This is a genomic window from Pseudomonas sp. NPDC088444 (genome assembly GCF_044900175.1).
Lineage (GTDB): Bacteria > Pseudomonadota > Gammaproteobacteria > Pseudomonadales > Pseudomonadaceae > Aquipseudomonas.
Genome location: NZ_JBJDNK010000008.1, coordinates 196,400 through 216,765 on the forward strand (window position 1 = coordinate 196,400; position 20,366 = coordinate 216,765).

The 20,366-nt window shown below is 58.4% G+C and carries 12 protein-coding genes; 8 read left to right on the forward strand and 4 right to left on the reverse strand.

Annotation, left to right across the window (positions count from 1 at the left end; genetic code table 11):
• Positions 1–116: 116 nt before the first annotated feature.
• Complete coding sequence (locus ACI2KB_RS17340; protein WP_404636411.1) at positions 117–1,556, forward strand: lipopolysaccharide kinase InaA family protein; 1,440 nt, start codon at positions 117–119, stop codon at positions 1,554–1,556.
• A 3-nt stretch (positions 1,557–1,559) separates the two neighbouring features.
• On the opposite strand, the gene ACI2KB_RS17345 is transcribed toward ACI2KB_RS17340, so the two are convergent.
• A complete protein-coding gene (locus ACI2KB_RS17345; protein WP_404636412.1) occupies positions 1,560–7,631 on the reverse strand; it encodes a dermonecrotic toxin domain-containing protein in 6,072 nt (2,023 codons plus the stop codon).
• A gap of 262 nt (positions 7,632–7,893) precedes the next feature.
• Here ACI2KB_RS17345 and ACI2KB_RS17350 point away from each other — a divergent pair, with 262 nt between their 5' ends.
• The 5 genes from ACI2KB_RS17350 (at position 7,894) to ACI2KB_RS17370 (ending at position 14,090) form a co-directional block, all read left to right on the forward strand.
• Positions 7,894–9,651, forward strand: a complete 1,758-nt coding sequence (locus ACI2KB_RS17350) for a carbamoyltransferase (protein ID WP_404636413.1) — start codon at positions 7,894–7,896, stop codon at positions 9,649–9,651.
• Positions 9,635–10,765 carry a glycosyltransferase gene (locus ACI2KB_RS17355; protein ID WP_404636414.1) on the forward strand — a complete coding sequence of 377 codons (1,131 nt, stop codon included), beginning with the start codon at positions 9,635–9,637 and terminating at the stop codon, positions 10,763–10,765. Before ACI2KB_RS17350 ends, ACI2KB_RS17355 begins: the two co-directional genes overlap by 17 nt.
• A complete protein-coding gene (locus ACI2KB_RS17360; protein ID WP_404636415.1) occupies positions 10,765–11,661 on the forward strand; it encodes an antimicrobial resistance protein Mig-14 in 897 nt (298 codons plus the stop codon). The genes ACI2KB_RS17355 and ACI2KB_RS17360 overlap by 1 nt, the downstream gene beginning before the upstream one ends.
• Positions 11,658–13,061, forward strand: coding sequence for a PIG-L deacetylase family protein (locus ACI2KB_RS17365; RefSeq protein ID WP_404636556.1), 1,404 nt, complete (start codon positions 11,658–11,660; stop codon positions 13,059–13,061). Before ACI2KB_RS17360 ends, ACI2KB_RS17365 begins: the two co-directional genes overlap by 4 nt.
• Positions 13,062–13,130: 69 nt before the next feature.
• Positions 13,131–14,090: a glycosyltransferase gene (locus tag ACI2KB_RS17370; protein WP_404636416.1), complete on the forward strand. Its 960-nt coding sequence runs from the start codon at positions 13,131–13,133 to the stop codon at positions 14,088–14,090.
• A gap of 9 nt (positions 14,091–14,099) precedes the next feature.
• Here ACI2KB_RS17370 and ACI2KB_RS17375 read toward each other — a convergent pair whose 3' ends face one another.
• Entirely contained in the window at positions 14,100–14,993 is an 894-nt protein-coding gene (locus tag ACI2KB_RS17375) for a glycosyltransferase family 2 protein (protein WP_404636557.1), read from the reverse strand.
• Positions 14,994–15,412: 419 nt separating this feature from the next.
• Between ACI2KB_RS17375 and ACI2KB_RS17380 the strand changes: the two genes are divergently transcribed.
• Positions 15,413–16,303, forward strand: coding sequence for a glycosyltransferase (locus ACI2KB_RS17380; protein ID WP_404636558.1), 891 nt, complete (start codon positions 15,413–15,415; stop codon positions 16,301–16,303).
• A gap of 14 nt (positions 16,304–16,317) precedes the next feature.
• Here the strand turns inward: ACI2KB_RS17380 and ACI2KB_RS17385 are convergent, their stop codons facing one another.
• Both ACI2KB_RS17385 and ACI2KB_RS17390 read right to left on the reverse strand, forming a co-directional pair.
• Entirely contained in the window at positions 16,318–17,538 is a 1,221-nt protein-coding gene (locus tag ACI2KB_RS17385; RefSeq protein ID WP_404636417.1) for an O-antigen ligase family protein, read from the reverse strand.
• Positions 17,539–17,609: 71 nt separating this feature from the next.
• Positions 17,610–18,251: a toluene tolerance protein gene (locus ACI2KB_RS17390; RefSeq protein WP_404636418.1), complete on the reverse strand. Its 642-nt coding sequence runs from the start codon at positions 18,249–18,251 to the stop codon at positions 17,610–17,612.
• Between the two features lie 106 nt (positions 18,252–18,357).
• Here ACI2KB_RS17390 and msbA point away from each other — a divergent pair, with 106 nt between their 5' ends.
• Positions 18,358–20,160, forward strand: a complete 1,803-nt coding sequence (gene msbA / locus ACI2KB_RS17395) for a lipid A export permease/ATP-binding protein MsbA (RefSeq protein WP_404636419.1) — start codon at positions 18,358–18,360, stop codon at positions 20,158–20,160.
• Positions 20,161–20,366: the final 206 nt, after the last annotated feature.

Here is a 20,366-nt window from a genome sequence, read left to right on the forward strand (position 1 = left end):
CGGATCAACGGCATCATGGGTGGCTGATACGCCGCTTTCGCCAGCAAGCCGGCTCCCACGCCCTTCGGGCAGAAGCGGTCTGCATTTGATTTGAAGATTGACCGAAGAGGACGCCGATGCGTTTGTCTGAACTGAAAAACGCCGGTCGCACTCCGGCACTGCCCATGAGCATCGCCTTGGCAGATGCCGCCGGGCCTGCCGAGTTGCAGTTGCTCAGCCTGCTGCGTGTGCTGCCGGGCCAACGCTATGTGGGGGCCGGGATCTGGCGCGGGCGCCCTGTGTTGGCCAAATTGCTGGTTGGCCAAAAGGCGCCCCGGCACTTTCAGCGCGAGCGTGCCGGAGTGCAATTGCTCGCAGAGCAGGGCTTGACCACGCCGTTGCTGCTGGCCGAGGGGCTTCAGGAAGGCGAGGGTGGCTGGCTGTTGTTCGAGTTTCTCGATCAGGCCGAATCGCTGGGCGAGGCTTGGAAATCCGTCGAGCATCTGCCCCCACTCGCCGATGAGCAAATCGCCGTGCTGAGCGAAGCCCTCGCGGCAGTCGGGCAGATGCACGCCAAAGGCTTGTGGCAAGAAGACCTGCATCTGGACAACTTACTGCGCCAGAACGGCAATCTGTACCTGATCGACGGCGCTGGCATTCGCGCTGAAGAAGCGGGCAAGCCGCTGTCTCGTCAGAAAGTGCTGGAAAACCTCGGTGTGTTCTTCGCCCAGTTGCCCAAGGCGCTGGCGCCGTTCACCGAAGAACTGTTGGTCTACTACCTGCTGAGCAACGGCGAGCATGCGCTGCCGGTGGAGGCCTTGCAAAAGCAGATCGACAAGGTCAGCGCCTGGCGTCTCAAGGATTACCTGATCAAAGTCGGGCGCGAGTGCAGCCTGTTCAGCGTCTTCGATGGCCCGTTCAAGCTGCGCGCGATTCGTCGTGAAGAAGAGGCTGCGATGCTGCCGGTGCTCGACAGGGCCGATGCGCTGATCGACAGCGGTCACCTGTACAAGACCGGCGGAGCAGCGAGTGTCGCCAAGGTTGAGGTCAATGGCCGTGAGCTGGTGATCAAACGCTACAACATCAAGAACTTCGCCCACTGGCTCAAGCGCTTCTGGCGCCCAAGTCGCGCGTGGCTTTCATGGCGCGAAGGCAATCGCCTGATGTTTCTTGGTATCGCCACGCCCAAACCTCTGGCGTTGCTGGAGCAGCGTTTTTTCTGGTTACGCCGCAAAGCCTATTTGGTCACCGAATATTTGCCAGGGCCTGACATCATCGAGCGCTTCGCGCCTTACGTCGCCTCGGGCGATGCGCCGGAAAGCGAGTTGCAGGCGCTGGATACGCTGTTCGCCCAGTTGCTGCGCGAACGCATCAGTCATGGCGATCTGAAGGGCCATAACGTGTTCTGGCATCAGGACCGCTGGGCACTGATCGACCTCGATGCTATGTGTCAGCACAATTCGCAAAGCACCTTCGCAGCGGCCTTTGCCAAGGACCGCGCCCGTTTCATGCGCAACTGGCCTGTCGACAGTGCGCTGCACCAGCTGCTGGAGCAGCGCCTGCCGAAAGCGCCTTGATCGTCAGGCGACGCGGGTCAGGTTGATGTCCTCCAGGGCCTGTAGCAGCGCGTCGATGTCGTCGTAGGATTGTAAGTGCACAGCCGACCAGGTCGGGCGATCCACGTAGACTTTGCCTGCGGCATTGATTTGCACGGGCGTGTGATGAAGGGCTTGATCACGCGAGCGATGGATGATGGTGTGCACATTGCCCCGCTGCTCCGTCACGAACATGCCAGGCCTTGAAAGACGTTGTTCCAGCGGCAGTGGTTGTGGCGGTCTGATCACGATGGGGTTTTTCGGGATTTCCATATCCAGTCGGAAATCCCCCTTCAGAAACACTCCTCGATTGCTCAATGGCAATCGCACGTTTTCGCCCGTATCCACGCTGGCACCGGCTGCCGAGCCTGAGGGTACATCGAAAACGTGAACGCCGATGGCGCCTTCAAGCTCGGCAATGCCGGGCACGCTTTCAACGAAAGTGTTGGCGTGGCTATTGCCTACCAGCGCAACCCACTTGTGTTTGCCCATGACGGCCTGATGACGACGAATCGTCCGGGAGGCGAAGTAATTCATCATCTGTTGACGCGTGGTGGATACCGTCTGAGCGAGGCCTTTGAGGTGGTAGCTGGCGGCACAGTCGATCGCACGGATTTCAATGCCGTGCTGACGAGCTCTCAGGACAAGCTTTTCGAAGGTGTAGACCTTGGCGGGATCGGTCAGGTGGCCGTTGTCGAGCACTTTCAGGGCGTGCAACAGGCGTTTGCTCATCTGGCCCGTCTCGAAGAAACGGTCGAGATCGGCCTGATGAAGGTCGGTCAGCAGGTGCTCCATGTACAACGTCTTCACATTCTCCTCAACGAGCAGATCCATATGCTCAATGATGAATTTCTTGCTGCCGATGGACGAGTGAAACTCACCGACCACCATGCCATCGGTTTCCTGATACAGGCGACGGATGAAGGTGGCATTGTCTGGCTGCGGGATCACCGAGGGCATCGCCGGTCGCTTCGCAAGCGTTACGGTGATCACGCGGCGGGCATCTGTTTGCAACGTTGAACGAAGCTCGGAGAAGTTGGCCTGCAGTGACATCAGACGCTCGTCGGTGAAGAAGTAGTGTGTATCCATCCCTCTGCGTTGCAGGTAGATCATTTCGTAGAGCGTATCTCGGGTCTCCAGCGGAATTTCGTAGGCGGCGTCGGCCAGTGACTGCTGAAGCGCTGTCGGTGGCGTGTTGGCTGTCCAGTGTTCCGGGTTGATGCGCTGCCAGCCTGATACGTCATTCCACTGAAAGCCGCTTTCCGTGTTCTGGAGGTCTGCATTTCGGGTTGTCGCAACGGTATCCAGGTCAAGTCGCAGATCCGGCATGGCAGGCTGCCGAGTGGGCGGCTCGCTGAGAAACTTGATTTTGAAATCGCTGTGATCGGTGAGGTCGTTGTTCCGGGTGACCCGCATCATCGGCCCAGCCACCTGGTCATCGACGTGGATGCTGATTGCGCCTTCCAGTTCTGCGATGCCTGGGATCTGGTCATGGGTGGTCGCAAGCCTGTGCTCCAACAGCGCGACCCAGCGCCTGTTCGCGTTCGCTTCCACATCGGAGCTGATGACCTTATGGCCGAAGTAATTGCTCATTTTTTGAGCGGCCGTTGCGTCTTCGGCAGCCGCCGCAACCGGGTGCGCATCCAGCGGATAGCTGGTGGACGCGCTGAACGGGCGCACGTCGATGTTGTGGCGATGGGCTTCCTTGATCAGGTGGTAGTAGTCGTACTCGTTGCTCAGATTGTCCAGTGCGCCACCGTTGACGGTTTCGAGATAGTGTTTTATCTCGTGCGAACCTGTGCGCACCTTCGCCCCTTTGGCGCGGTATTTCGCCAGTTTGCGCAGGTGTTTGTCGGTCAGCAGGTGCTGAATGTACAGCACCTCCACGCCCTGCTCCGCGAGTTTGGGCATGTGCCGCATTAGCAGGCGTTTGCTGGTGATGGATTTGGGCGCCTCGCTGAAGACCAGCCCGTTGCTGTGGGTAAACGCGTTTTCCAGGAAGCTGCCTACCGTCGTTGAGTCATGGATTTCAGGCAGTGTCGGCCGGGCCGGTAGCGGTATAGAGGCAGAAAAGAAGGCGTCAGCGTCACGATAGAGATTGGCCCTCAGCGTGGTATAGATGTTGCGCATCTGAAGGTAATAGGCCTCGAAAAACTCATCGAATCCGGGGCCGAGCGAGTCGAGCTCATCGGTGCCCAGAATGACATCCAGATGGTGTTGCAGCTTTTTCGGTACCTCGTAATCGTGCAGGCTGCTGCCCGCCGTCTGGCTCCCCGCTGCCTCTTCGGGCAGTGGCCTGTAGTTGCCTGGCACATCGTCCGCCCCTCCACGCAGGGCTGGTCGTGCGATCAGTTGCCATTGCCCCTTGTCGTTCAGCCGGACGGGTTGTCGGCCAAAGAACGCGAACGGATTGGCCGGATCTACGATGGCCCAGACACGGGCGCGAGGGTCGTACTGCACCTGATAGACAAGGTCGTTCATGGTGATGAAGCACTTGCCGTTGCCGACATATATGCCCGCAGCGTGGCCTTCGGTGACGGGGTGAAGCGATGAAAGCGGCAGATCAACAGCTCGATTGGCGTAGACCGGGGTTGGTGCTGTGGCGGTGGAGGTGATCGCGGGTTCCAGCGGCTGCCATTGCCCGGCGGCGTTTCTGACGGCGTATTGCCCTGTGGCGAAGGCATCATCGGCTTCAAATCCCGCATTGACGTAAACCTGTGCGCGCCCCTGCGCATCCGGGCGGGCCACCAGATACGGCTCGTCCTGAATCTCGACGGGATGCAACGTTTGCCGAACGGGTCCCCCCTTTGTGCGTTCAGCGCCAGTCAGCAATGATCGCGACTTGGCGTCCCGTGCCAATTGACGCGCAACACCGCCAAAACCCTTCAGGCCAACCGTGAAATCGCCCGCCGCACCTGCGATGTTCAGAACGGACGCCAGAATGAATGCGCCTGCCTCATCCGGTGTTTCACCTGTCAGTGTTTGCAGGGCTTTCAGGTTGTCGCGTAACGACAAGGCGACGCCAACTGTAAAGCTGGCAGGGGGAAAGGGCAGCGTAACGAGGGTGGCGATCACATCAATGCTGTTCCAGATCAAGCGACTCAGCATGTCATGACGACCGGTTGTCGTTTCTTCCACGTCGCGCAATTTGCGCTCCAGGGGGCGGTTGAAGCAGATTTGCGCAAAGTCCTGAATCGAGGCTTTCGGCAGGAACGGGGCTTTGTGGGCGTTCCCGTTTTTCATGTCGTTGAGGAAAAAGGACAGCAGCCGTCGGGCCTTCAGCCGGCAGCGGTCCTTGTAGTAATCGATCATCCCCGACGAGTTAAGTGATTCAACGAACGTGCTGAACAGGCGGAACTCGATGCCGTCTGGTGCACCGGGGGTGTACAGCAACGCGGAAAGCCGGGACTCGTTCGAGATAAGGGCGAAGCACCCTTGCACGGTTTCCAGATGCGTGACGTTCGTGTCCGCGATGACCAGTTGGTCGATCAGCTTCAATCGGGATGCAATGAAAGGTTTGTCCACGTGGATTTGTAGCGGATACACCGGGTAACGGCCTCGTGACTCGACATCGTCATGGCGCAAGGCGTCAATGATTGGCGTGAGCCATTGATAACGCGATTCATCGATGTGCCCCTTCAAGAGACTGCGCAACGCAGCCGACTGCATCTGCAATTGTGTGATCACAGCGCTTGCCTTGCGTCGGTATTCGTAGCCAGTCGAGGTCGGGGCGAGCAGCGTGGTACTGATCAGGAGCGCGTACTGGTCGGCGAGCCATTTGCCCCGTACCGATCCCGCCACCAGGGCGGGTGTGAGGTGGCTCAGGTCGACACCTTCCGGTCCTTTGAAGCTGGCCGTGGTGTCGGCAGTCGGAGTGAGCAGGCTGATGCTGTCGTCATAACCGTTGCGCAACATTTGCGTGTAAGTCAGTGTTTCCCTAGGTGTGATGATGAGCACTTGATCCGGATCGACGGTGCCCTCAGGGGTGTTCAGCAACTGATTTATTTTTTCGCTGGCGCGGCGGTGCACGTACTTTTCGAACGCCTCGACGGCGGTATGGGGTTGGTTCTGGTAGTGATCCAGCGCACCTTGAAGCGTGTCTTCCAGCGCGGTTAATTGTTGGCGCTGTGACAGGCTGGCATTCCGGTACCAGGCCGGTGTATGGGCGTCGAGCTCGGCGCGGGCGACGTTCAATTGCTGATCGAGCAGGGCCTGCAATGCGCGCTCGTAGCTATCCAGCGAGGTCAGTTGCATGAAGTCCGCTTCAGGAAAAGGCTTCAGGCTCAAACCGGCCAGGGTGGCGGCGAGTTGTTCGCGTTCAGGGCCGGGTACCTGATTGAGCAGGTAGTCGGTCATCTGCGTGTCCGCCGTCCAGCTCACCAGTTCATGAAGCAGGCGGGTCTCATCATCAAACCCTTGAAGCTTCTGCGAGCGTGGCGCATGCGAGGTGAACAGGACCAGTCGCTCAAGCACACCGGAGGGGCTCTCCTTCCTGAATACCAGCGTGTGCCCCAAAGCCTGGAGGCGGTTGAGCGAGATCTGTTGAACACTGTGCCCCGGTGGCAGGCTGGCTGTCGCGCAGGTGATGCGCTCTATCAGCGTGAGGTCGCTGGCATCGATATGCCCTTGCATTCGTGCGGCGTAGATCGCTTCGGCGATTTGCAGCTTGAGCACTTCGCACATCTGTCGCTGATTGGCCGGCCGCGCGTGGAGCCTTTCTCGATACTCGCCATACCCGTTACGCAGGCTCAAGCGGTTGATCAGCCTTGCCAGATACTCGGGTGTCAATGAGGTGTGCGCAGTGCTGGCAGGCTGGCCGTCAACCGTGATGGTGGTGCCAGTCGCGAACTCGGAATCGCTCCGTTCGTCCCTGGGGTGCAGGCCATGAAGTGCCAGCGCTGTGAGCGCGCGTGTCAGGGTGTAGTGACCGAGATTGTCAGGCAGTGAACGCTGCGTGGTGAGCACGATCGTATCGGGCGACAGGTCAATGCCGAGGTCGTTGGCGAGGCTGTTTTGCAGAGTGGTTCGGGCGTAATGCTCTGCCGATTGTGCGCCGTTGAGCATGCCGGACAGTACGTCGCGGGCGTGATCGTAGCGGTTCAGGCATGCGCTGTAGGCTGTGATCTGCGCGTCACTGGCCGATTTGATCCAGTCGGGCAGCGTGGAGCGTGTTGTACGTCTGATGAGCACATGCTCGCGGCGGTCCAGTATTGCAGCCGGGCCGATCAACCCCCCGAGTCGGATAGCGCTTGCGAACTGTAGCGCATGGCGCTGTGGATCTGAGTCAAGCCCCTCGTTGGAAACGTAGCGCACATCTTCGCGCTGCTTGTCGATCTGACGCTCGACCGCGTGCCGATAGGGGGCTGTGTTGATGAGCTGGAGCTGTATGTGCGCTTCATTGAATGCGTCCAGCGACAGATCCGAATCGCTTGTCACGGCACGGATTGCGGCCTGGTGGCGCAGGTCTGTGTTGGCAAGCACGGTCCAGCGCTGCGTTTCGTCGTTGAGCCAGTTCGCCAGGGTCTTGCGCATGGTTGCGTGGGAGGTGTGTTCCGTCAGCCCGCTGCCCGGCAGAGCCAGCAATGTACGGCCTGAAGCCGTGCTCATGACCAGTGCACCTTTGATTTCTGCAAGCGACTGCTCATTAAGCTGGACGGACAGGGCGTGGCTAATCACTGAGTCAGGTGCCGTTGGCGGCTCGGCGTCTGCCAGGCATTGCTTCGCCTCAGGTTGCAATTCCCCCTCATATTCCTTGAGCGTGGCTTCATCACGCAGCGCGCGCTTCAGGCGAGCGGCGAACAAGGTTGTTCGGCTTTGCTCCAGTGCACTGGGGGCTTGCCAGTAGTGATCAAGCGCTTTGATCAGATCGACCAGAAGCAAGGTGACCTGTGCGTGGTCTTTGGCTTGCAACGCGTCGAGCATGGCCTGCCCTGGCGTCGGTAAATGCTTCAGCTCTTTGAACAGAAGGGTGGCGGTCTGATCCAGTTGTGTGAGCGCGTCGGACGCTTCGATGTATTGCGCGGTAGACGATGTTCGAACGGGGGTATAGGTCTGCATAAAGTCCTGATTCCTGAGTGGCCCTTTGGGCAAGGGCGCCATGGCGCGGAGAAGTCCGCGTGTTTCATGGGTTCAATCAATCACGACTGATCAGGGGCCAGGGGGTAGATATGTATTGCATGGTGCCGATTATTTGCTCAGCGCCATATCCCGTTTCATTACGCTATAATCCCGCCCTTTAGCTGCCCGCCGCCCATGCGCCGGGCACACCTTATTGATCAGGCGCACGACGCCTGTTGCAAACTTGAGAGGCTAAACCCCAGTGGCATTGACGATCCTTGGCCTGTCCGGCGCCCTTAGCCATGATCCTTCCGCAGCCCTGTACATCGACGGCAAGTTGATCGCGGCGGCCGAAGAAGAACGCTTCGTGCGCGACAAGCACGCAAAGAACCGCATGCCGTACGAGTCTGCGAAGTTCTGCCTCGAACAAGCAGGCATCAAGCCCTCCGATGTCGACGTCGTGGCCATTCCATTCGCCCCGATCAGCCTGTTCGGTGAAGCTCGCTGGCACTACGCCAAACGTTACTGGTATGCCCCGGACCGCGCCCTTGACGCGATCCTGATGGGCAACCGTCGCTACAAGCGCTATCGCAACAAGATCGTCTGGTGCCTTGAGCAACTGGGCTTCGATCCGAAGAAGATCAAGATCGAGCCGGTCGAGCACCACTTGGCTCACGCCTCCAGTGCCTACCACTGCTCGGGTTTCAAAGAGAAAACCGCGATTCTGGGCATCGATGGCAAGGGTGAGTACGCCACCACATTCTTCGGCTACGGCGAAAACGGCAAGATCCACAAGATCAAAGAATTCTACGACCCGGATTCTTTGGGCGGCCTGTACGGCGCGATTACCGAATTCCTCGGTTTCGAAATGCTCGACGGCGAATTCAAAGTCATGGGCATGGCGCCGTATGGCGACGCCAGCAAGTACGACTTCTCGCGTCTGGCCAGCTTTGAAAACGGCGAGCTGGTGATCAACACCGAATACGCCAACGTTATTGGCTTGCGCCGCTATAAAGAGAAGGGCAAAGGCTTCTACTTTTCGCCGAAGCTGATCGAGTGGCTGGGGCCGAAGCGCGAAGGCGACATCGCCGACGAGCCTTACATCCATTACGCGGCGAGCATGCAGGCGCTGTTCGAGAAGCTGGCGCTGCAGATGATGGATCACTATCTGGGTGACATCCTCAAGGAAACCGGCAAGATCGCCTTCGCGGGCGGCTGCGCACTGAACGTCAAACTGAACCAGAAAATCATCGCCCGTCCTGAAGTCAAAGAGCTGTTCGTACAACCGGCGTCCGGCGACGCCGGTACGGCGGTAGGTGCGGCCGCTTACGTTTCGCACCAGCGCGGCGTGCCGGTCGAGAAGATGGAACACGTCTACCTCGGCCCTTCGTACAGCAACGAAGACGTGATCGCGGCCTGCGCCCGTCACCCGAGCCAGCCGAAGTGGCGCAAGCTGGAAAACATGCCGGAGCAGATCGCCAAGATCATGGTCGATGGCAACCCGGTGGCCTGGTTCCAGGGTCGCATGGAGTTCGGTCCGCGCGCGTTGGGCGGTCGTTCGATTATCGGTTGCCCGAGCGTGGAAGGTGTGGCTGACCGCATCAACCACCAGATCAAGTTCCGCGAGCGCTGGAGGCCTTTCTGCCCGTCGATGCTCGACACCGTTGCGCCACAGATGATCAAGATCGATCACCCTGCGCCGTTCATGACCTTCACCTTCGAAGTGGCAGAAGAGTGGAAAACCCGGGTGCCGGAAGTCGTCCACGAAGATGGCACCTCCCGTGCCCAGGTGCTCAAGCGCGAGTACAACCCGCGCTACTACGACATGATGAAAGCGCTGGAAAACCTGACCGGCAACGGCGTGTCGCTGAACACCTCGCTGAACCGTCGTGGCGAACCGATGATCTGCTCGCCGACCGATGCCCTGAACATGTTCTTCGGCTCGGACCTGCAATACCTGATCATGGAAGACATTCTGGTGGTCAAAGACGGCGCGGACGCTTATGACACGCTCGGCTGAGCGCCATGTGTTGCAGTTCTGTCACGGCTATGACGGGCCGTTTCTCGACTGCGCTCGTCAATACGCCAGCCTGTTCGCGGGCAAGGGATACCGGGTTACCACGGTATTTCTGACCGGTGCTGCCGATTCCGACGTCGCCAAAGGCTGTGCGTCGGATGAAGTGCTGTTCATGGAATACAGCTCCAAGGCCATTCGTGGCCTTAAGCTGGGTGCCATCCGCGACCTGCGCAAAATCGCCGCATCCCGGAATTTTGCGTTCTGCATTGCTCATCGTTTCAAACCGATCTACATCGCTTTGCTGGGCACCCGTTTGCCAGTGATCGGCGTGCATCACGCGTTTGGTGATTATCAGCGCCGCAGCCGCAAGCTGTTCGCGCACCTTTTCCGCATGCGCCTGAGCCTGCTTGGGGTATCAGATGCCGTGCGTGACGACATGCGCCAATGCCTGCCGAAATGGCCGACTGGCCGAATCCAGACGCTCTACAACCGCATCGACGTCCAGGCGCTTGCCGACACGCAGTTGCCGCGAGAGCAGGCCCGAGAAGCCTTGGGTTTGCCCCAGAATGCGTGGATCGTCGGTAACGTCGGCCGCCTGCACCCGGACAAGGATCAGGCCACCTTGCTGCGTGGTTTCGCGCAGGCGTTGCCTAATCTGCCTGCCGACAGCGAATTGGTCATTCTGGGCAAGGGGCGTCTGGAGCAGGACCTCAAAGAGCTGGCGATGGAGCTGGGCATCGGTCGGCACGTCCTGCTGATGGGCCAGGTGCCGCAGGCCAGTCGTTACTACAAGGCATTCGACGCGTTTGCCCTGAGTTCCGATCACGAACCCTTCGGCATGGTGTTGCTGGAGGCCATGGTCGCAGGAGTGCCGCTGATTGCCACGGCCGCAGGCGGGGCGAAGGAAGTCGTCGAAGGCGTGGGGATTCTCTTCCCGCTGAGTGATGCCGAGCACCTCGCCCAAGGTCTGGTTCATCTGTCGCGACTCGACGCCGAACAGCGCCAGTCCTGTGCGGACATGATGCGGGTTCGTTTGCATGAGCGCTTCTCCGATGAGGCCGTGCGCAACGTCTTTTGGCGTTTGCCACAAGTCAACGACCTGACGGCGGAGTCCTGATGCTCAATCGTTTTCAAGCCTGGCGCGAACGTGGCTGGACGGCTATTGACGCGCCTGCCTATACGCAAGCCTGGCAACGTTTCGGCGGCAGTGTCGCGACCCATCCCCAAGTGGTCGAGCGCCTGGCGGCATTGGCCGAAATTCCTGTCCGTTATCTGGGCTGGCAGCAGGGCGGTGAGCTGAAAGCCGCGATCCCGACCTGGGGTCGCTCGCTGGCACTGTCCAAGGACGTGCTGAAAAGCCATGGCAAGAAAGGGCTATTCGATCTGGGCAATGCCGAGTTGATTCTGCCTGCTGCTGTCGACGCCCAAGCCCCGTTGCGCCATCGCGGGCGTTACCTGTCGGAGCTGAGCCAGGGGCGCATCGCCACGCTCAAGCCGCAGACCGAATCTCTGGCGATGGCCCGAGCGCCGGAAGACCTGTCCAAGAAATTTCGTTACAACCAACGTCGCGAATTGCGCCTGCTTGAAGAGGCGGGCGGTGTCGTTCGTCCGATCACTGACTTCAGCAGCGCCGACATTGCGCGCATGTACTGCGACCTGTTTCAGCGCCGCTGGGGCTTTGCGGCCACGGGGGCCGAGCGCATGGCGGACGTCATCGAGCTGCTGCGCGAGCTGCTGATCGGCTCGGTGATTTTCCTGAAGGATGCGCCGATTGCCATTCAACTGATCTACCGTGTCGAAGCCCCTGAATGGATCAGCGTCGAATACATCAACGGTGGCGTTGACCCCGAAACCCGCGACTTCAGCCCCGGCAGTGTGTTGAGCTTCCTCAACACACAAAGCGCCTGGGAAGATGCTCGGGCGCGGAACAAGGCGCTGCGTTTCTCCTTTGGTCGCGCCGATCGTGAATACAAGGATCGTTGGTGCAACCCCGTACCGGTATTTCAGCGTTGAGCCGTAAACAGGAATTGCTCAAGCGCCACCGCCGCAACAAGCGGATGGCGTTGCTGGTCGCGTTGGTGCTGCTGGTGCTGGTCGGCGTGCTGGTCGCCTGGTGGCTGCCGCTGCTGCTGGCGGTGCTGGGTTGGGTTGCCCACGAAGCTTGGTTTTCCGATCACCTGTTTTACTCGCCGGGCGATGACTATCAGTATCAATTGCCGACGAGCCACGAAGTGACGGGTGTGGCGCTGCGGGGTGACGCGTTGACGTTCGACTCGCCGCTGGCATTGAACGGCGATGAAACATTGGTGCTGGCGTTGTCGATCAAAAGCTCGTGGCTGGGGCGTTTTCTCGATCCCGCTGTCGAGTTGAGCGGGGGAGCGCTTCGCGACAGCCAGGCATTCGAGCGAGGTGTCGATGGCTTGCGTTATCTCAACCTGACGGGATTCGCCTCATCGTTGGGTGCGCTGCGTATTCGCGGGCGCCGTTGCAGCATTCAGAGCCAGCCGCGGCTGTGGTCATTCCGGCATGAAGACGCCCGCCGCCAGCGCGTCATGGTCATCGCCCCTCATGCCGATGACGCTGAGCTGGCCGCGTTCGGACTGTACAGCCAGGCCGATGAAAGCTGGATCGTCACTCTGACTGCTGGTGAGATCGAGGCCGAGCACTACCAGCAAATGGGCATGAGCCCTGCTGACGCGGCACGTACGAAAGGTCGACTGCGCGCCTGGGACAGCATCACCGTGCCGCGTTGGGCTGGTGTGCCGGAATCCCGCTGTATCCAACTGGGCTACTTCTGCCTTCAGCTCCCGGCGATGCAGGCCGCGCCCGATCAGCCGATTGCCTCGCGCGAAGCTGATTTGAGCGATACGCGGCTGTTTCGTCAGTTCAACACATTGCCGTTGCCCGGCGATGTCGACGGCGCGCCAACCTGGAACAACCTGATCGCCGACCTGCGTGCGCTGCTGCTTCACGCCAGGCCGCAAGTGCTGGTCATGCCGCACGCGACCATCGACCCACACCCCGATCACATCTGCTCGCAAGCTGCTGTGCTGGAGGCCTTGAAGGGGTTGGACTGGCAGCCGAGCGTGATACTCGGCTATGCCAATCACCTTCACGACAACGACCGCTGGCCAATGGGCAATGCGTATAGCGGTGTGGCCTTGCCGCCGGTATTTGATCCATCGCAGCCGTTGGTGCCGTACAGTATCGAGCTCAATACCGAGCAACAACGAGACAAGGCCATGGCCTTGGGTATGATGCACGACCTGCAGCCGCCCCCCCCGCTCAAACGTCGCGTGCGGCGATGGTTGCAGAGGATCCTCGCCGCGCGGCAGTGGCCCGCCGAGGGTGAAAATGAGTTTTTCAGAAAGGCTGTGCGTCGCCACGAGCTGTTCTGGCGCAGAGAGCTCTGACCGCCCTTGAGTCCCGCTCAGGGACTTGATGTGGCCGGGCTGACAATGATCGGTTTAGTAGGGAAGCCCATGAAGGTTTTATTTCTGGTCCAGAAAGAGCAACGCGCCATTCTGGATCGTTTGTATGATGGCGTTGCCGCCAACTGCGAATGCGATCTGCGAGAGCTGAGCAGCGCCGAACAGGATGATCTGCGTGGCTATTTTCGCAAGCACGTCGACGTGACACGCTACGATCGTATTTTGTTCTTTCTGCGCTTCAAGAAAGAGATTCGCCAGGTCCGTTTCATTCGTACCATTCCTAATCTGGTCATACTTGAACACGATGCCTACCAGAATTACATCCCTTGCAAGTACACCGGCAAATTCAGCGCACACTATCGCAAGCTGCCTTGGGCGCGTGTAATCAGTTCGGGGTACACCGTCAGTCGTCGTTTGCGCGATGAGGGATTCGACGCAGTGTTCGTGCCCAAGGGCTATGACCAGGCGCTGTTGAACAATCGAAACTGCGAGCGCGATATTGAACTGGGCTTTGTCGGCAGCCTGAACAGTGTCGCCTACGCGGGCCGCAAGGCCATGCTCGACGCCCTGGCAGCCGTTGAAACCCTGCTGGTTACACGCACCAAGTCGGGTGAGGAATACTGTCAGACCCTAAGCCGTATTCGCTTCTTTGCCAGTGCAGACGTGGGCATGGGGGAGTACATGATCAAGAACTTCGAAGCCATGGCATGTGGCTGTGTGCTGCTGGCGTTCGATCAGGGTGCTGAAGAAAATCAGGCGCTGGGCTTTCAGGACATGCACAACATCGTGCTCTACACATCCATCGATGAGTTGCGCGGCAAGTTGACGATATTGCGGGATCAGCCCGAGCTTAGCGAGCGTGTTTCCCGAAATGGTCAGGCGCTTGTTGAGGAGCGTTACAGCTTCCATGCTCTGGGTGGGGCGATTGTCGAAGCCATGGCTGCTCCGTTGCGCCCAATGACCCCGACCAGTGTCTGGCAGCGCCTGTTGGAAGCGCTGCGGATCGCGTGAATTTCGACTTTACCAGCGGGTCAACAGGCGCTTGAGCCGTTTGAATGTAACGCTGTTCCAGTGTTTGAACGGGATCGAGCGAATCAGCCTGAAGGCATCTTTCTTGTCTTCCACTACGGCGTACTTGAGTGCTTTGTTAATGACAGCCGCATGCGCGCGGCTGTACTGCGAGTGCGCTTTGTAGGGCGCGATCGCCAAGCTGTCGGCCTCAAGCATTTTCTTATAGCGACGCGACAGGTTGTTTGGATGGCGCCGGTAGCGCGTCACAATGACAGGCAATGAATGAACGTCGTACCCAAGATGCGCGATACGCAGCGTAATCTGGAAATCCTGAACCTTGATCTGAGGGTCGTAGTTACCTGCTGCCTTCAGGGCGTCCATCCGGTAAAGTGCGACCGGCGCGCCGCATACAACGGCGTCCGCCAACAGTTGGTCAAAGCCGAAGCGCTGAATATGCGTACGGGTCTGCTGTTTGATCGTCTTCCCATGAGGGTCCATATAGATGATCAAAGCGCCAACGATGCCGACATTGGGGTGACGTTCCAGGTAGTCGACGCGCACCTGGACTGACTCGGGGAGCATGATGTCATCCAGGTCAGGCGTGGCCACGTACTGACCACGAGCGTGTTGCAAGCCGTGGTTGAGTGCTGCGCTAACGCCCTGATTATTTTGACGGTATAGCTGAAACGAGTAGCGCGTCTGCAGTTCTTTCAGTAGTTCGAAGCTGTTATCGGTCGAGCCGTCGTCAACAATGATAACTTCGAAATTTGGATAGCTCTGTTCAAAGATACTTTGAATGGCAACTTCCAAATAATGCTCGGCGTTGTAGCAGGGGGCAATAATCGAGACGAGTGGCGCGTCTACTGTCAGAGGGGCAGGTGCGTCAGTTAATACTAAAGACATGGTCATTTCTGAATTCGTCGACGGTGCGTTCGAGGCAGGGAACGTTGCGGGGCTGATTATATGATCGTATTGGCGTGCAGGGAAATTTTTTGAGCGGGGCTCTTGGTGCCTCATGATACGGGGCTTGCAAGGGGCGTCGATGACACGATGTCGGCCTGTGCGTGATGTGTTTCGCTATCTTTTCAGGAGGCGCGTGACCGGAGGGTAAGGAATGTCGCGGTGTGCATGGGATGAATATAACGTTGTAAAAAAATATGTACATCTGCATCTATATTAAAACTTGAGGGTAAGTCGGGCGCTTGACAATAGAGAGGCCGCCGAAGACAATGCCTCAGATGTCAAAGGGGGTGATGGCCTCAAGATGGGCAGGCGCAGATTAGTTAATAATATGCAAAGTGAGTATTTACGTAGGGTTTGCAATGCTTTTGCATGAGTCGCAGGAACACGATAAACCCCTCGTTACCGTCATTGTGGCTTCCTTCAACCATGTTGATTACATTGAAGCCTGCCTGAGAAGTATTCGCGCACAGACTTACCAGAACATTGAGTTGCTGGTGATCGACGATGGCTCATCCGATGGCAGCGTCGAGCTTCTGAAAAAGCTGCAGGCTGACCTCGGCTTTGACCTGGTCATCCAACAGAACAAAGGTCTCTCTACCACATTGAACGAGGCTATCGCGCGGTCGTCCGGCGAATTGATCGTTCCATTTGGTTCCGATGACATCATGCTGGCGCATCGGATCGCCACGCAGGTTGCCTATCTTGATGGCAAGCCCGAGGTCGGGATTTGCTCAGCCAACATCGAAACCATTGATCAGCACGGCAAAGTCATGGGGGCTCGTGAGCAGCGGGGGCGGGACCATCCTTTCCGCCGTCTTGATTTTGATGATCTGTTCCTGGACCGCAAGCCGGGTCCCATGGCTGCAACGCTCATGTTGCGGCGCAGTGCGCTGGAAAAAGTCGGCGGATTTGATCCGGACATCCGGCTGGAGGACGTTTACATCGAGCTCTCCATATTGCGCGCAGGGTACTTCATCGATGTCCTGGGGGAAGTGCTGGCGCAGTACCGCAATCATCCCACCAACACCTTCAAGAACGGGCGTTTCATGCTTGAAAACGTCCTCAAAACATACGCCGTGTTCAGCGACCATCCCGATTACGAAAAAGTTTGCATGCGCTTTCGTAACTCAATGTTCCTCAAGTACGCCCGTCGGGACAAGGGCTTCGCCTGGGAGCTACTGCGCACGATCCCGCTCAGGTACTGGGGTAAAAAGACCTTTCGCGGGATGCTGCGTCTGATCGTGAGTTGAGCGGTGGCGGCTGCTCAGGCTGCCTCATAAGCGTTGCTGTCTTTTCTGTTCCCCTGTTCGTGCTGTCTCAGAATCCACTGACCGTAAACCAGCGCCATGGGCATCCAGATCAGAAACCAGTGTTCTTTAGGGCGAGACATGAAGGCATTCCCTTCGGTCAAGCCTGCCGCAAACCCGTAGATCAGCCAACAGGCTGCAATCATGACCGCCGGCTCGCGACGGTGCTTCCAGCAGAATCCCATCGCCAGGCCGTAAAGGGTCATCCACAGCACAAACCCGACGATTCCACCTGCATAGAGCACGCCCAGTTCGATGTTGTGCGGGTCATACAGGGGTTCGCTGAGCTCGGCGACCGGTACGACCATCGGATAGTCGAAGCCATAGCCTAACCAGGGTTTCAAGCTGATTTGTCGAAGGGATTCTGCCCAGATGGCCGGACGGTAAGACACACCACGCTGGGTAAATGCGTCTGGATAGGTAATCCAGAGAGCCGCCAGCAGCACGACCAGTATGCCGACGGCAACCGCCGCACGCTTCTTGTTCCCCACGATACACAGCCAGACCAGCGCTGCACTCAAACCGACCATGGGGGTTCGTGAGCCTGTCGCGATGATAGCCACCGCCAGCGCTGCCATGCAGATTAGAGGCATTGGGCTTGTAGGGCGTTCTGCCAGAAACCAGCAGCACAGCCAGTAGGACGCAAATGCCCCCAGCACGTGAGCTGTTAGCAGCGGGTTATACAGCGCGCCATAGCCGTTGAGTCGATCGGAAAACGAAGGGCTGGTGTAAAGGAACCACAGCGTTGAGGCCAGCGCGGCCGCTGCGGCAAAAATGGCCGCCAGTCGCGTGCCTGACTCCAGTTGCTTTGGGGCTTTTAGCGTCGAAATGCCTACCGCAAACAGGAGCACCGCAATGTAGATGGGCCGCTTGATCAGCGAGCCGGACGATTCCTCGCTGGTGGACCATAAGAGCGTCAGCAGCATATATATGCTGAACACTGCGAGCACGATGAACATCGGGTTACGAATGAAGCGCTTCAACAGCTGTGGTTGCAGGGCGACAGCGATGACCGTTGGAAACAGCATGAACACATAATACAGCTGATGGTAGGCCGAGCGCTTTCCAACCCAGAACAACCCCGTGAGCATGAATACCCATCCAAGCGGTACGACGTAGACATTCAGCAGGTCGCGCAGGCGCAGCAATGTGGGGTGGGCTAGGGCGCTTGAGATCATCAATAATTCTCAGGGTGTTTGAGCCTTGGCTCGCGGTGGTTCATTCCATTTGAGCGCAGTGTACAACCGACTCAATGACCGTTCAGCACTGTGCGCAGTTCCATGTCGTTGCAGACCTGCTGGTTGCTCAGATAGCCCTCGCTGAATGCTGGGTCCAGTACCCAGCGAGCGTCATCTTTGTATCGCAACATGTGTTTGAAATTGCGCAGGCGTACGGTTTTGCGCAATGGGCGACGGTAAACCCGCATGTCCGCGATATCGATCAGGCCCAGTTCGTTGTCCGGTGTCATGACCACATTGCCCAAGTGCAGGGAACGAAAATAGATGCCCTCGTTATGGAGGTGGGCGACAAAGTGTCCGAACCTGTAAATCAGGTGCTTGTCATCGAAATGTGCAGGTTCTTTGATCAGTTGGCGAAGGGTCTGGCCCGGCAGAGGCTGGTAGTGAACGACATCGCGCGCAATATCGGCTACCCGGTAGGTTTCCAGGATTTCCGGGCAGGCAATGCCTCGGCGCTTCAACGCCAGAGCGTTGCGGGCGAAGCGCCTGGCATACGGGAACAACGCCGCCGATGAGATCAGGCGCTTGCGGCGAAACAGCTTCATGAAGTTGCCGTCAGACAGGCGAAGTACCTTGTCCCCGAAGGCATCTGCCTCCAGCACCTGAGCGTCTTTGCGCAAGGCCTGGAAGTCGGATTGGGTCAGTGCGCGCATGCGGGCTCCTTCGAAAGTGGCGGCCATAATACCTCAGCCGGTCGGCTGAGGCCCAACTCCCAACCCGTGTGATAGTATTCCGGCTCTTTTTATCGTATCGATGACCATGAGCACGCCAGAGAAACGCGAATCCTCCAGCCTGAAAATCTATTTCCGACTGCTGACTTACGTGAAGCCTTACGTGGGCATCTTTTTGCTCAGCATCCTCGGCTTCGTTATCTTCGCCTCCACCCAGCCGATGCTGGCGGGGATTCTCAAGTATTTCGTCGATGGCCTGACCAACCCGGAAGCGGCACTGTTTCCCAACACCCCGTACCTCAAGGACCTGCAACTGTTGCAGGCGGTGCCGTTGCTGATCGTGCTGATCGCTGCCTGGCAGGGGTTGGGCTCTTATCTGGGCAACTATTTTCTGGCCAAGGTCTCACTGGGACTGGTTCACGACCTGCGCGTCGAGTTGTTCAACAAACTGCTGGTCCTGCCCAACCGCTACTTCGACACCCATAACTCCGGGCATCTGATTTCGCGCATCACCTTTAACGTCACCATGGTTACCGGGGCTGCGACGGACGCCATCAAAGTGGTCATTCGTGAAGGGCTGACGGTGGTCTTTCTGTTCTTCTACCTGGTGTGGATGAACTGGAAACTGACCATCGTGATGCTGGCGATTCTGCCGCTGATCGCGTTAATGGTGGGCAGCTCGAGCAAGAAATTCCGCAAGCAGAGCAAGAAAATCCAGGTGGCGATGGGCGACGTGACTCATGTCGCATCGGAAACCATTCAGGGTTACCGCGTGGTCCGCAGCTTTGGCGGTGAGAAGTACGAAGAAGAGCGCTTCAAAAAAGCCAGCACCAGCAACACCGATAAACAGCTGCGCATGACCAAGACCGGTTCGATCTATACGCCAATGCTGCAACTGGTGATCTACACCGCCATGGCTGTGCTGATGTTCCTGGTGTTGTGGTTGCGCGGTGATGCGACGGCGGGCGATCTGGTGGCTTACATCACTGCGGCGGGTCTTCTGCCCAAGCCGATTCGCCAGCTTTCGGAAGTCAGCTCGACGATCCAGAAGGGCGTTGCGGGAGCTGAAAGCATCTTCGAACAGCTCGATGTCGAGCCGGAAGTCGACACCGGCACTGTTGAGCTGGAGCGGGTCAAGGGTCATCTGGAAGTGCGTAATCTGAACTTCACGTACCCGGATACCGAACGCAAGGTGCTGACGGACATCAGCTTCACTGCGGCACCGGGGCAGATGATCGCGCTGGTCGGGCGTTCGGGCAGCGGCAAGTCGACACTGGCCAACCTGATTCCTCGCTTTTATCACCATTCATCGGGTCAGATTCTGCTCGATGGCGTCGAGATCGAGAACTATCGCCTGCGTAACCTGCGCAAGCACGTCGCTCAGGTGAATCAGAACGTGACGCTATTCAACGACTCTGTGGCCAACAACATCGCCTACGGTGATCTGGCCGGCGCGCCGCGCGCTGACATCGAAGCCGCCGCTGCCGATGCCTATGCCAAAGAGTTCATTGACCAGTTGCCGGAAGGTTTCGACACCCAGGTCGGCGAGAATGGTGTGTTGCTTTCTGGCGGTCAGCGCCAGCGGTTGGCGATTGCCCGAGCGCTGCTGAAAAACGCGCCGCTGTTGATCCTCGATGAAGCGACGTCAGCGCTGGACACCGAATCCGAGCGCCATATCCAGGCCGCGCTGGATCACGTGATGAAAGGCCGCACGACACTGGTGATCGCTCACCGCCTGTCCACCATCGAGCGCGCCGACCTGATTCTGGTAATGGATCAGGGACGGATCGTCGAGCGTGGCACCCATTCCGAGCTGCTGGCGCAAAATGGCTACTACGCCCGCTTGCACGCCATGGGGCTGGATGAGCCCGCGCCGGTCGGGGCGATTTAACACTCGGTTAGTCAATAATTGTGGGAGCCGGCTTGCTGGCGAAAGCGGTGCATCAGTCAACGTTATCTTGACTGACGCGCTGCCTTCGCCAGCAAGCCGGCTCCTACAGTTTTAGCGTCGATATCAAGATCTGGATTCCCCACAAGTCATTCATCACAAGCCGTTACACCGAGTTTTCCTTCTGCTTTCAAGCCTTCGCAAACCCT